The 13,344-nt window shown below is 71.8% G+C and carries 12 protein-coding genes; 8 read left to right on the forward strand and 4 right to left on the reverse strand.

What is annotated here, in order from left to right; translation table 11 throughout:
• Window positions 1-112: 112 nt before the first annotated feature.
• Entirely contained in the window at window positions 113-1,357 is a 1,245-nt protein-coding gene (locus BMZ82_RS04795) for an NlpC/P60 family protein (RefSeq protein ID WP_093772026.1), read from the reverse strand.
• A gap of 49 nt (window positions 1,358-1,406) precedes the next feature.
• Window positions 1,407-2,252, reverse strand: coding sequence for a hypothetical protein (locus BMZ82_RS04800; RefSeq protein ID WP_256251765.1), 846 nt, complete (start codon window positions 2,250-2,252; stop codon window positions 1,407-1,409).
• Between the two features lie 73 nt (window positions 2,253-2,325).
• Between BMZ82_RS04800 and BMZ82_RS41600 the strand changes: the two genes are divergently transcribed.
• Window positions 2,326-2,454, forward strand: a complete 129-nt coding sequence (locus tag BMZ82_RS41600) for a hypothetical protein (RefSeq protein WP_256251766.1) — start codon at window positions 2,326-2,328, stop codon at window positions 2,452-2,454.
• A 71-nt stretch (window positions 2,455-2,525) separates the two neighbouring features.
• On the opposite strand, the gene BMZ82_RS04805 is transcribed toward BMZ82_RS41600, so the two are convergent.
• On the reverse strand, window positions 2,526-2,936 hold the full coding sequence (locus BMZ82_RS04805) for a hypothetical protein (RefSeq protein WP_143098827.1): 411 nt from the start codon (window positions 2,934-2,936) through the stop codon (window positions 2,526-2,528).
• 367 nt (window positions 2,937-3,303) lie between these two features.
• On the opposite strand from BMZ82_RS04805, the gene BMZ82_RS04810 reads away from it, so the two are divergent.
• From BMZ82_RS04810 to BMZ82_RS04840, 7 genes are all read left to right on the forward strand, one after another.
• A complete protein-coding gene (locus tag BMZ82_RS04810) occupies window positions 3,304-3,744 on the forward strand; it encodes a helix-turn-helix domain-containing protein (RefSeq protein WP_093772030.1) in 441 nt (146 codons plus the stop codon).
• 62 nt (window positions 3,745-3,806) lie between these two features.
• Window positions 3,807-4,385, forward strand: a complete 579-nt coding sequence (locus tag BMZ82_RS04815; RefSeq protein WP_093772032.1) for a hypothetical protein — start codon at window positions 3,807-3,809, stop codon at window positions 4,383-4,385.
• Window positions 4,382-5,647, forward strand: a complete 1,266-nt coding sequence (locus tag BMZ82_RS04820) for an MAB_1171c family putative transporter (protein ID WP_093772034.1) — start codon at window positions 4,382-4,384, stop codon at window positions 5,645-5,647. The genes BMZ82_RS04815 and BMZ82_RS04820 overlap by 4 nt, the downstream gene beginning before the upstream one ends.
• Before the next feature lie 49 nt (window positions 5,648-5,696).
• Window positions 5,697-7,547, forward strand: coding sequence for a gamma-glutamyltransferase family protein (locus BMZ82_RS04825; protein WP_093772036.1), 1,851 nt, complete (start codon window positions 5,697-5,699; stop codon window positions 7,545-7,547).
• Between the two features lie 112 nt (window positions 7,548-7,659).
• Complete coding sequence (locus BMZ82_RS04830) at window positions 7,660-8,517, forward strand: inositol monophosphatase family protein (RefSeq protein WP_093772038.1); 858 nt, start codon at window positions 7,660-7,662, stop codon at window positions 8,515-8,517.
• A 602-nt stretch (window positions 8,518-9,119) separates the two neighbouring features.
• Window positions 9,120-10,532, forward strand: a complete 1,413-nt coding sequence (locus BMZ82_RS04835) for a phytoene desaturase family protein (RefSeq protein ID WP_093772432.1) — start codon at window positions 9,120-9,122, stop codon at window positions 10,530-10,532.
• A 95-nt stretch (window positions 10,533-10,627) separates the two neighbouring features.
• Complete coding sequence (locus tag BMZ82_RS04840; RefSeq protein ID WP_093772040.1) at window positions 10,628-11,161, forward strand: O-acetyl-ADP-ribose deacetylase; 534 nt, start codon at window positions 10,628-10,630, stop codon at window positions 11,159-11,161.
• Window positions 11,162-11,251: 90 nt separating this feature from the next.
• Here BMZ82_RS04840 and BMZ82_RS04845 read toward each other — a convergent pair whose 3' ends face one another.
• Window positions 11,252-13,129 (reverse strand): M1 family metallopeptidase, encoded by a 1,878-nt coding sequence (locus BMZ82_RS04845; protein ID WP_093772042.1) that lies wholly within the window; start codon window positions 13,127-13,129, stop codon window positions 11,252-11,254.
• Between the last annotated feature and the right edge of the window lie 215 nt (window positions 13,130-13,344).

Raw genomic sequence — 13,344 nt, forward strand, 5'->3', positions numbered from 1 at the left:
GTGTGACGTTGCATGTGTGAGTCCGCCTCTCACGATCTTGATCCGAAATCGGCACCGGGCACGGAACGGCTGCGGGCCGTTGAGCACTGCTTCGAGGGCCCGCAGCCGGCTCCTACTGTCCGTCCCAGTCGCCGGCGAGGGGGATCATGTCGTCGCCGCCGTAGGCGAAGTTGTAGTCGGCGTCGTTGTTGGTGTTCTGGTTGTTGATGTAGAAGTTGTGGTTGCTGGGGCGCCAGATGGCGACGGTGTCCTTGCCGTCTCCGTCGTAGTCGCCGACGACGGGCTTGTCGCCGGTGGTGCCGTAGCCGAACTGGAAGTCGTTGCCGCCGGCGTTGGGTGAGTTGCGCAGGTAGACCATGTGGGTGGCGGGGTCGTACATGCCGATGCCGTCGGTGCCGATGCCGTCCCAGTCGCCGGCGAGGGGGATCATGCCGTCTCCGCCGTAGGCGAAGGTCTTGTCGGCGGCGCCGGGGGTGTTGGAGTTGCGGAGGTAGAAGGTGTGGTTGGAGGGGCGCCAGACGCCGATGGTGTCGGTGCCGTTGCCGTCCCAGTCGCCGACGACGGGGATGTCGCCGATGCTGCCGAAGCTGACTTCGTAGTCGTTGCCGCCGGCGTTGGGTGAGTTGCGGAGGTAGAAGGTGTGGTTGGTGGGGTCCCACATGCCGACGCCGTCGGCGCCCTGGCCGTCCCAGTTGCCCGTGAGCGGGGTCATTCCCGCGCCGCCGTAGACGAAGTCACGGTCGTTGGCACCGGCGTTGGGGGAGTTGCGCAGGTGGAAGTAGCGGTTGTAGGTGTCCCACATCCCGATACCGTCCTGGCCGGACGTGGTCTTGTCGTAGCGCAGACCCTTGTAGACGCTGGTCGGCCAGCCCGCGAGAGAACTGGAGTTGAGGTTTCCGGTGTAGGTGTTGGTGACGACGGTGGAGTTCTGCTCGGCGAAGTACTTGAAGGTGCCGGCGCTCTTGTCGATCCAGTTGCCGAAGAGGATGACGTGCTCCTCGGAGTAGTTGAGGGCGTCGCCCGGCAGCAGGCTGCTCTTGCTGACCTCGGTGGAGACGTTCGGCAGGGTCCAGGTGGTGTAGCTCTGGTCCGCGTGCCAGGCCATGGACACGTAACCGGAGCAGTCCATGCGGTAGTTGCGTCCCTGCGGGTCGGGGTACGAGGTCCCCTGGTTGTAGGGGACGGCCTCGTCGACCCAGTTCTGGGCGCGGGAGATGATCTCGGCGCGGGTGATCGGGCCGGCGACCGATGAGGCGGCCTGGGCGGTTGGTGCTGTGGCGGCCAGGGTCGTCATGGCGAGCCCGGCGGCGAGCAGGAAGGTCGTGCTGCGGGCAACACGGGAACGGGTGCGGGACATGGCTGTACTCCTCGGGTTGTGAGGTGGAGGTGCTTGTAGGGAGGGCGGGTCAGCCGGCGAGCTGTGCGCCGAGCGTTCGCAGCACGGCGGCGTCCCCGCTGAGGTCGTAGGAGGGCGCGGCCTTCGCGTCCCATTCGTCGAAGTGCAGGAGCGCCAGTACCTGGCCGTGCTGCACGGCATACACGTGGTTGGTCTGGTCGCCGGGGGCGGAGAAGCCCTGCACTCCGGTCCAGCGCCGCATCCACGCGGTGCCGCTGCGGGTGTCGGCCGTCTGGCGGACCACGGCGTCCTCGGGGAGCTTGTACTCCTTTTGCAGGGCGCGGCTCTTCTCGGCGCAGCCCTTCATGGCGTCGAGGACGCCGAGGTAGGCGGCGCGGGCCGCTGCCTCGTCGGGGAAGGACAGCGTGTCCTGGACGGCGGGCGTGCTCTGGGCGCTGATGAAGCCCTGCTGCTGCCAGTCGACGGCTCCCGGCACGGACACGCACTCGTTGAGGCCGAAGGCCCGGTCGAGTGGCTGTGTCACGGGTGCGGAGATGGGCCGCCAGCGCTTCTCCTTCTGGTCGGGCAGCGCTGTGGCGGCGACCTGGGTTCCGGTGAGCGGGATGTCTGCGGTCTGGCTCCGACTCGGCGCCGGCTGCTGCGTTTTGGGTGGTGCGGAAGGCGCGGTGGTCGGAGTTGCGGCGAGGACGCCCGGTGCGCCGGATGAGGCCGCGGTGGCGGACGGGGTTCGCGGGGCTGCCGCTTCCGGCTGCACGGCGGCCCGGTCCGGCCGGGTGGGAACGTCGGCCGCGTCGGCGCTGGTCTGGATCACGACGTAGGTGGCGGCGATCGCCAGCAGCCCCGAGCCCACCGCGGCAGCGGTGCGGTACCGACGGCGCGTGAATGACATAGGCATGACAGATCTCCGGTGCGGGTGCGAGCGCGGTTTGCGAGAAACGCGGGTTGGTTGCCGCGGTGGGGTTCGGGGGGTGGCTCAGGGCGCCTCGAGCCGGGTGGCGGGCCGACGCCCGGACGCCGACGCGGTGCCGCAGCGTGGCGGCGGCGCGGCGCGGCGCGGCGTGGTGATGGCGCGGCGCCGGCGCGGCGCGGCATGGTGATGGCGCGGCAGGGCCACGCGTGGGGGCCGCCGGCGGATGCTTCCCGGTCGCGGCGGCCCGATGGCGCACGGCTACGACGGGGTGAGCGAGCTTCCCCAGTAGTAGTCGCGGCCGACGCTGTAGTCGAAGACCGAGAATCGGACGGTGTCGTAGGCCGGGTTTTCGGGGTCCAGGCTGCTGTCCTGGTCATAGGAGCCCGGGCCGAGGTAGTCCAGGCAGTCCTGCCACGCGTACCAGCCCGACGCCAGGTAGATCGACCGGTCGGCCGCGCCGGTCTCCAGGCCTGTAAGGCGCCACGTGTACCAGTCCGATGCCAGGTAGATGCGCCGGTTGATGCATGAGTGCGCATTGGTGGCCGGGTACTTGGCGATGTACTGCGTGCGCTTGTTGGTGGCCGTCTCCCCAGCCGCCGACGCCGGCGGCGACCCGAGCGCGACAAGGGCCGCAGCGCACGCGAGCACGGCTGCTGTCTTCTTCCTCATGTTCCCCTCCCAGGACTCGGTCTGAGTAACCGTCGGGCACCTGCTCGGCAGGGCGGCTGACTTGCGCAACACTAGCAGCGAGTTTCACTTAAGTGAAAGGATTACTCTCCTGTGATGCATCACTCCTGTCACACCAAACGTCTAGCGAGCCTCCGCAGTCCTGGCCCGTCTAGACCAGTGCATGTTTATGTGCTGTCGCCCGTCTGGGGTATCCACCGGATGGCGAGGCCGCAGCCATCGGAAAACAGAGCTTCTCGCGAGGCCGTGACCGGTCCGCGAGCGGTGGCGGACCCCCGGTACCGGCACCGCGCACACGGCGCACTGGATAATGCCCGTACGGCAGGAGGCTTCGAGAGGTGAGCGAGCAGTGAGTGAGACCGAAGGACGGCGGCTGGCCGCCCGACTCGAGTACCTCTTCGAGCATGTGCAGCCGCTGGGCAGACGCCACACCCTTCAGGAGGTGGTCGACGGCATCAAGGCGGTCGACGAGCCGGGAGGGGTGTCGCTCTCGGTGGGCCGGCTGTCGATGCTGGTGAACGCGAAGGCGCCCAACCCCACCATCGGAACGCTGCGTGCGCTCGCCGACTTCTTCGGCGTGCCGGTCGGCTACTTCGTCGACGACGCCGTCGCCGACCAGACCATGGCCCAACTCGCCCTCATCACGGCCATGCGCAACAACGACGTCAAGGCGGTCGCCCTGCGCGCGGCGGCGGTGGCCACCCTCTCCGTCCACGGCCTGGACGTGGTCCGCGGCCTCGTCGAACACTCGGCCGACCAGGCGCGACAGCAGGACGGACGGGAGGCTTAGACTTCCATCGAACAGGCTGTGGCCGCTCGGCACGGCACCGAGCGGTCGAGGGAAGAGGTGCGGTGCAGGACGGCATCCGGTCGGAGACAGACCCCTGGTCCGACTTTCGCACCCGGTGCGACATCATCCTGGACGGCCTCCCGCTCGGACAGGCCCAGGCCCTGACGGTCGAAGCGCTGTGCGCCGCGATCGAACAGCAGCACGGGAGGCGGCTGACCCTGTCCCCGCTGCCGAAACAGGCGGGAGCCGTCGCCAACCTGTGCGGCCTGTGGATCAGCCTCGGCCACGCCGACCACATCTTCTACGAGACGTCCACCAGCGCCTTCCACCAGCGGCACATCATCCTGCACGAGATATCCCATCTCCTGCTCGACCACACGACGGAGCGCGACGGCGACGGCGCCACACCCTGGCCCGGAATGGAAGCACTCTTCCCCGGCCTCGATCCCGCCATGGTGCGAAGGCTGCTCGCCCGCGGCCGCACCGACTACACCGCACTGCAGGAGCAGCAGGCCGAGCTGATGGCCACGCTGATCCATCAGCGGTGCACCGGCGGATCACGTGGCGTTGCGCCGGTGCACAACGGGTCCGAGGTCCTCGACCGGCTGGCCCGCGCCCTCGGATCGGAGCGCCCTCGATGACGGCCATCCGACCGTACGAGGTCGTCGTGCTCGTTCCGATGTGCTACCTCACGGTGCACACCGCCCACCGCGCGCTGCGCAACCGTGCCGTACCGGGGTCCGAGCCCTCCCGGCTGCTCGCCGGACTCGTCGCCCTGTTCACTCTGTCGATCGCCGTGGGGGTCCCGGCGGTGCGTCGGGTGATCGACTCCGTCACCGGTGTCCAGAGCATCACCAATCTCCTCAGTCAGCTGCTCGGAATGGCGGCGATCACGTGCCTGATCGGGTTCGTGCGTCAGACGTCCGCCGCAGCCGACGCTGCTCCCGGCCGCAGGCGCCGCCACTGGCTGCCGCTTCCGGCCGTCGCGGTCGCCATGAGTGCGGCGTTCTTTCTGGCAGCCCGCCCGGACGGTGAGCAGTACCTTCTGACCACTGGCCACTCCGTGGCCGTTATCGCCTACTGGGCGGTCTACCTCGGTTACGTGTTCTGGGGTGTGACCGCGGTCGGGGTGATGTGCCTGCGGTACCGCAGGCAGGCCCCGCCGGGCCCCCTGCGGACCTCCCTCAGCCTGATGGGCGCGGGCTCCGCGACGGCCCTCGTCTACGTCCTGCACCGGTGCGCCTATCTGGCCCTGCGCGACTCCGGCATCCCGTTGCTCGCGGACTCCGTCGTCGTGCCCACCACACAGGCCCTGCTGACGGGTTCCCTGTTGCTGTCCTGCGCGGGGATCGCCTGGCCGGGCCTGGTGAAGGGGCGGCGCGCACGAGCCGACCGCCGCAGACTGCGCCGCCTCGAACCGCTGTGGCGGATGCTGGGCGATGCCGTACCCCAGGTCGTCCTTCCCCTGCCTGCCCCACTGCGCACCGAGCCCGAACTCGTGCTGTACCGGTACGTGATCGAGATCAGTGACGCGATCCTCGCCCTCGACCCGTTCCGCAGCACCGCCGCCGAGACGGCGGCGCGGGAGCAGCTCTCCGCGCACGGGTTCACCGGCCCGCGGCTGGCGGCGGCCACCGAGGCCGTAGTCCTGCGCTGCGCCGTCGCGCGGGCATCCCTGACGCAGCCCGCGACACCGCCGACCAGGGACCCGGAACCTTCGAGTGAGGGCATCGGAGCCAGCGGCGACCCGCTGGAGTGGCTGGAACTGCTGGCCGCGACCCACCGGCATCCGCTGGTCCGCAGCATCTCCACGGCCCTGGCGGGCGATCCGCAGCCCGCGCAGGGAGCGGGGGCGGAGAGCTCCGGCCCTGACTTCCCGGACTCTCCCCCGTACCGGCCCTGAGTGCGGATCCGACCAGTTGGCGCGCGTAAACAGCGAGGTGAGAGCCCAGATGTTCACCACCCGACCCACCCTCCAGGGAACGTTCGGCATGGTGTCCTCGACGCACTGGCTGGCCTCCCAGTCGGCGATGGCCGTCCTGGAGGACGGCGGCAACGCCTACGACGCCGCCGTGGCCGGCGCCTTCGTCCTGCACGTCGTCGAACCGCACCTCAACGGCCCGGCGGGCGAGGTGCCGATCCTGCTCGCCCCGGCGGGCGGCGAGGTGCGGGTGCTGTGCGGGCAGGGGGTCGCGCCGACGGGCGCGACGGTCGCGCACTACCGGGGGCTGGGCCTGGACCTCGTCCCCGGCACCGGACCGCTCGCCGCCGCCGTGCCCGGCGCGTTCGACGCCTGGCTGCTCCTGCTGCGCGACCACGGCACCAAGTCCCTCGCCGACGTCCTGAAGTACGCCATCGGGTACGCCGAGCACGGGCACGCGCCCGTGGAGAACGTCGGCGCGACCGTCGAGACCGTACGGGAACTGTTCGAGACGGAGTGGACCTCGTCGGCGGAGGTGTACCTGCCGGGCGGGCGGTCGCCCCGCCCCGGCGAGCTGCTGCGCAACCCCGCCCTCGCCGCCACCTGGCGGCGGCTGCTCGCCGAGACCGCAGGGGCGGGCGGCCGGGAGGCGGAGATCGAGGCCGCGCGGGAGGTGTGGCGGACCGGGTTCGTCGCCGAGGCGCTCGTCCGGCAGGCCGCCCGGCCCACCCTGGACACCAGCGGCGAGCGCCACACCGGCACCCTCACGGCCGCCGACCTCGCCGGCTGGTCCGCGACCTACGAGACGCCCGCGACCTACGACTGGAACGGCTGGACCGTGTGCAAGGCCGGCCCCTGGAGCCAGGGCCCGGCCCTCCTCCAGCAGCTCGCCCTGCTCCCGCCCGAACTGCCCGCGTACGGCTCCGCCGACTACGTCCACCTCCTGATCGAGGGCTGCAAGCTCGCCATGGCCGACCGCGAGGCCTGGTACGGCGACGCGGCCGAGGTCCCGCTCGGCGAGCTGCTCGCCGCCGGCTACAACGCGCAGCGGCGCGCGCTGATCGGCGACAAGGCGTCGTACGAGCTGCGGCCCGGCAGCCCCGGCGGGCGCCCGCCGCGGCTCAGTCCGCACGCGTACGTGGTCGCGGGCGACGATCCTGGCTTCAGCCCGATGGGCGCGGGCGAGCCGACGGTCGCCAAGGGGCCTGCCTCGCCGGGGCCGGGGGAGCCGGCGGTGACGTTGCCCGGCGAGCCGGCGGTGACGGGGGAGGGGCTCACCCGGGGCGACACCTGCCACCTCGACGTCGTCGACCGCTGGGGCAACATGGTCGCGGCCACGCCCAGCGGCGGCTGGCTCCAGTCCAACCCGGTCGTGCCCGAGCTGGGCTTCCCGCTCGGCACCCGGCTCCAGATGACCTGGCTGGAGGACGGCCTGCCGAACTCGCTGACGCCCGGCCGCCGCCCCCGCACCACCCTGACCCCCTCGATCGCGCTGCGCGACGGGGTGCCGGTGCTGGCGTTCGGCACGCCCGGGGGCGACCAGCAGGACCAGTGGCAACTGCACTTCTTCCTGGCCGTCGCGCTCCGCGCGCGGGTGCGCGGCGGACTCGACCTCCAGGGCGCGATCGACGCCCCGAACTGGCACAACGACGCCTTCCCCGGTTCCTTCTACCCGCGCGGGATGCGGCCGGGCAGCGTCACCGTGGAGTCCCGGATGCCGGCGGAGGTGGTGGAGGAGCTGCGGCGGCGCGGCCATGACGTCACCCTCGGCGACCCGTGGTCCGAGGGCCGGCTGTGCGCGGTCGCCCGCGACCCGGAGAGCGGGATCCTGTCGGCCGCCGCGAACCCGCGCGGGATGCAGGGGTACGCGGTGGGCCGCTGACCCCGCGTACCTCGCCCATCCCGGGTTGCGGCATCCCGGCTCTTCATCCCGATTCCACCCGGTGTGCACCGGCGGGCCGGGGATTGTCAGTGGGGCGTGCTCTCATGGAGACATGATCGAAGAAACGGAAACCATCGACGAGTTTCTCGCCCGCCACTCGGCCGACGTGGCGGAGGCGCTCCGCAATGCCGCCGCGGCCGAGATCCTGCCCCGCTTCCGGCAGCTCGCCACGCACGAGGTCGACCAGAAGAGCGGCCCGCACGACCTGGTGACGGACGCCGACCGCAACGCCGAGCTGTTCCTCACGAAGGCCCTCGGCGCGCTCCTGCCCGGCTCGGTGGTCGTCGGCGAGGAGGCGGTGCACGCCGACCCGGCGACGTACGAGGCGATACAGGGCGACGCGCCGGTCTGGATAGTCGACCCGGTCGACGGGACACGGCAGTTCGTGCACGGCGACGACGGCTTCTGCACCCTGGTCGCGCTCGCCCGGCGCGGCGTCCTGCTCGCGTCCTGGACGTACGCCCCGGCCCGTGACCAGATGGCCACGGCCGTCCGCGGCGGCGGCGCGTTCCTGGACGGCGAGCGCCTGTTCGCCGGCCCGCCCGAGCCCGGCCGCGACCTTACGGTGGCCACGTCCCACCCCGACTACACCACCGACGAGCAGAAGCGCGCCCTGCTGGCGCTGTGGTCGGACGGCGTCGCACCGCGCGCGTGCGGATCGGCCGGCCTGGAGTATCTCGCCATCGCCCGGGGCGAGTTGGACGCCACGGCCTTCTCCTGGGAGGCCGCCTGGGACCACGCGGCCGGACTGCTCCTGGTCGAGGAAGCGGGCGGCACCCACCTCACCCTCACCGGCGAGCCGTTCCGCATAACAGGCGGCAACACCCTGCCCTTCACAGCGGCCCGCGACGCGGCAACGGCCCGCCGGGTGGCGGGACTGCTCGCGGGGGGTGAACCACTGGGGCGCTGAGGGACCCTGCGGGGCGGGAGCGGTTCGTGCGGGGCGAGGTCTCCGGGGCGCCGCGGGTGCGGGGCAGGGCGGGGCGGCTCCTGCGGGCGTGGGGTGCGGGGGACTCTCAGGCTCGCGGGTCACTCGTGATGTCGGGCGGCTTCGGCGGGCGCGGGCTCGGGGGCGGGTCCGAGCCCGGTGGCGTGGTCGGGTGGCGGTTTCTGTGGCGCGGTGACACGGATTCGGCGGCGTGCGGGGCCCGCTGCTGCGGGTGCGGGTGCGAGTGCGGGTGCGGGCCGGTGCCCGGGTGCCGTGGTCTGGCGGCGGTTTCCGTGGTGCGGTGGCGCGGATGCGGCGGTGTGCGGGGCCCGCTCCTGCGGGTGCGGGTCAGCGCCGGGTGCCGTCCCCGCGCGGCGGTTTTTCCGTGGTGCCGCGTCGTGCGGCCCTGGGCGCGTGCGATCGAGGCTCCCAACCGGTGCGCGGGCACCCTGACGGTTCGAGGGCACCCCCGACGGTTCGAGGGGACCGTGCCTGCGGTGTTGGTGGGGTAGCGGCATATCCTGAATGCGGGGGCCGCCGGGCTGCGGAGGTCGCCGGCTGACGAAGGGGTCGAAGTGCCGTCGATGCTCGATGCGGTCGTGGTGGGAGCGGGGCCCAACGGGCTGACCGCGGCGGTGGAGCTGGCCAGACGCGGTTTCTCCGTGGCGCTGTTCGAGGCGCGGGACACCGTGGGCGGCGGAGCCCGCACCGAGGAGCTCACCCTGCCGGGCTTCCACCACGACCCGTGCGCCGCCGCGCACCCCCTGGGCATCAACTCGCCCGCCTTCCGCGCCCTCCCCCTGGAGCGCTACGGCCTGGAGTGGCTGCACGCCGAACTGCCCATGGCCCACCCGTTCCTCGACGGCAGCGCCGCCGTGTTGTCCAGGTCGGTCGCCGAGACGGCCGCCTCCTTCGGGCCGCGCGACGCGGGCGCGTACCGCCGCCTGGTCGAGCCCTTCCTGCCCAAGTGGGACACCCTGGCCCGCGACTTCATGTCGCTGCCGCTGACCGCGCTCCCGCGCGACCCGGTCACCCTGGCCCGGTTCGGCCTGGTCGGCCTGCCCCCGTCCGCCTGGCTCACCCGCCGCTTCCGCGACGAGCCCGCCAAGACCCTCTTCGCCGGTCTCGTCGCCCATGTCATGGCCCCGCTGACCGGCATCGGCACCGGCGCCGTCGGCCTGGTCTTCGCCCTCGCCGCGCACGCGCGCGGCTGGCCGGTGGCCCGCGGCGGCTCCCAGTCCATCTCGGACGCCCTCGCCGCCTACCTCCGGGATCTCGGCGGCAGCATCCACACCGACTACGAGGTCAAACGCCTCGACGACCTGCCCCCGGCCCGCGCCTACGTCTTCGACACCTCGCCCACCGCCCTCGCCCGCATCGCAGGCTTCGGCGACTACTACGCGGGCTACAAGTACGGCCCCGGCGTCTTCAAGATCGACTACGCGCTCGACGGCCCCGTCCCGTGGACCGCGAAGGAGGCCCGCGCCGCCGGCACCGTACAGATCGGCGCGGACAGCGCGGAGATCGGCGCCGCCCTGCGCGCCGCCTCCCGGGAGGGCCGGGCCCCCGACCGGCCCTTCATGATCACCGTGCAGCCCAGCGTCGTCGACCCCACCCGCGCCCCGGCAGGCAAGCACGTCTTCTGGGCGTACGGCCATGTCCCCAACGGCTGGACCGGCGACCTCACCGACGCCATGGAACGCCAACTGGAGCGCTTCGCCCCGGGGTTCCGCGACCGCGTCCTCGCACGAGCCACCGCGGGCCCCGCCGAACTCGTCGCCCGCAACGCCAACTACGTCGGCGGAGACATCGCCGCCGGCGCGACCGCAGGCCTCCAACTCCTGCTGCGCCCCAAGCTGACCCCGTTCCCGTACGCCACCCCGCACCCGGCCGTCTTCATCTGCTCCTCGGCCACCCCGCCCGGCCCTGGCGTGCACGGCATGTCGGGCCACAACGCGGCGAAGGCCGTATGGCGGAGGCTGCGGCAGCAGGACTGACCGGCCCCGGCACCGGCACCGGCCCCGGTCCTGGCTCCGGCCGCCGCCCGGCCCGCCTTGGCATACCCAGGCTTGACCACGACGTATACAGAGGCATGACCACGAACAAGACCGCGATCACGCTCGTCCAGGGAGACATCACCCGGCAGTCCGTGGACGCCATCGTCAACGCGGCCAACTCCTCCCTGCTCGGCGGCGGTGGCGTCGACGGCGCGATCCACCGCCGGGGCGGCCCCGCGATCCTCGCCGACTGCCGCCGCCTGCGCGCCGGGCACTACGGCAAGGGCCTGGCCACCGGCCGCGCGGTCGCCACGACCGCGGGCGAACTGGACGCACGCTGGGTGATCCACACCGTCGGCCCCGTGCACAGCGCGACCGAGGACCGCTCCGCACTGCTGGCCTCCTGCTACCGGGAGTCGCTGCGCGTGGCGGACGAACTGGGCGCCCGCACCGTCGCCTTCCCTGCGGTCTCCGCCGGCATCTACGGCTGGCCGATGGACGACGCAGCCCGGATCGCCGTGCAGACGGTCCGGGCCACGGAGACGGACGTCGAGCAGGTCAGGTTCGTCCTCTTCGACGAGCGGGCCTACGAGGCGTTCGCCGGGGAGGTCGCCCGGCAGCCCGAGTGAACTGGGCGCGCCACAACCGCAGTTGGCCGACGTTGACGTTGAACGCGGCTGCGGACCGGTGGACTTACCCGGTCCGCAGCCGGTGCCGGCTCAGCCCTCGATGCGGTGGGTCGTCCAGAACGACGTCAGGTCCGTGGTCGTGGCGGCCTGCGCCGCCGCCTTGAACTCGGCCGTGGTCGAGACGCCGTACCAGTGCGAAGTGGCGTAACTCTTCAGCAGGTTGGCCATCGCCGTGTCGCCGATCAGGCGGCGCAGGTCGTGCAGGGCGCACTTGCCGTAGCCGTAGACGACGGTGGAGTACCGGGAGGAGTGGGCGTCCCAGTAGGCCATCGAGTTGGTGATCTTCTCCGCCGACGAGGACCACGAGACGCTGCTCCAGCAGCCGGAGCCGGTGCTGCCCAGCGCCAGGTCGGTGGCGTAGTCGGTGAACGACTCGTCCAGCCAAGGGCTGTTGTACTCGTCGTCGCCGACGATCCCGTACCACCACTGGTGGCCGATCTCATGGGTCAGCGCCGTCGTGCTCACCAGGTCCAGGACGAACCCGGGGTACTCCATGCCGCCGAACCAGAAGTTGTTGTCGATGACGGCGTCCAACTCGCCGTACGGATAAGCCCCGAAGCGCGCCGCGTGGGCGTCGACCGCGGTCTTGGCGGTGGTCAGCATCGACTGCGCGTTGGCCGAGCTGATGCCGGAGACGGAGTAGACGTTGATCGGCGTCCCGGCGGTCGAGGTGCCGGAGATCTTGCTGAACGGGCCCGCCGCCCACGCGAAGTCACGCACCTTCGACGCGGTCGCCGTGGTGATGGTGCGCCCGCTGGAGCCCGCGGTGTCGACCGAGGCGCCGGTGGCCGGCACCAGCAGGGTGGTCGGGTGGTCGAGCGTCACGTGGAAGTCGGCGGCCAGGGAGTAGAACGACTCGCCGTTGTTCGTGTACGGGTCCAGGTGCCAGCCCGATCCGTCCTTGACCGCGAGGACCGGCAGCGCGTTGCCGATCATGCTGAACGCGCCGTCGTAACCGAACCGGTCGGCGCCGCTGGGGACGGTGATCCCCAGGTCGAAGCCGATGGTGGCGCTCTGTCCCTGTGCGAGCGGGGTCGGCAGGGTGATCTGGAGGGCCGTGCAGGCGACCGAGAGTGCGCCCGCGGTGCCGCCGGTGACGTTGGTGACCGAGATCGGCATCGCCGAGCAGGTGCCGTGGTAGTTGTCCCACAGCCGCAGATACACCTCGCTCAGCGCGGTGGCGGAGGCGTTGGTGAAGGTCGCGCTCTCATGACCGGTCCACACCGTGCCGGCCGTGTTGCTGGTGAGGCTGACGGTGTACGAGGGTGCGACCGGGGTGCGGGTGGAGTCGGCCGGCGGTGCGGTGTCGCCGGAGGTCGCGAGGGCGACGTCGTCGAGGACGAAGCTCGACTGGAGGCTGGAGTCCTCGGTGCCGGTGAAGGCGAGGCTCACGGTCTGGCCCGCGAAGGCCGACACGTCGAACGACTTCTGGACGTAGCCGGTGTTCTTGTCGAGGTTCGAGTACGTGGCCAGCGTCGTCGTGCCGATCTTGGCCGTCAGCTTGTCGTACGCGGTGGACGAGGTCGTCTCGGCCGAGTCGATGTGCAGCCAGAAGGTCAGCGTGGCGGCGGCGCACCCGGACGGGATCGTGACGCTCTGCGACAGCGTGTCGGTGTGCGTGCTGCCGACTCCGTCCAGCCATGCGAAGGCGGTGCCGCCGTGCGCGGACTGACCGGTGCGGCTGGTGATCACGCTGGTCGAGGACGTCGTCCACGCGGAGGTGCCGCTCTCGAAGTCGCCGCCCGCGACCACCTGGGCCGGGGTGCAGGCGGCGGCCGCGGCGGTCGCCTTCTCCGCTGCGGCGGCCAGGGGCGCGGCGGCCACGGGTGTGGCGGGGAGCGCGACGGCGGCCAGCGCGGCGAGGGCGAGTGCGCTCGCGGCGAGGGCCTTGCGGGGGGTGGGTCTCACACGTGGCTCCTTTGCGGCGGCCGGGTTTCCGGCCTGCTCGGTGGCTTTCCCCGACGGCGTGGGTGTGCCGGAGGGCGGCGTGCGACGGCTGCCGGAAGCGTGACAGATTTGACGCGCTCATGCCATCCAGGATTGGCAAAGAGGCCCGCAAAAGGGGCCCGCAAAAGGGGCCTGAAAAGGGACTCTGCTCCCCTGCGTGCTGCCCGCCGTATGCT

The organism is Streptomyces sp. yr375 (genome assembly GCF_900110755.1).
In the GTDB taxonomy this organism is placed as follows: Bacteria; Actinomycetota; Actinomycetes; order Streptomycetales; family Streptomycetaceae; genus Streptomyces.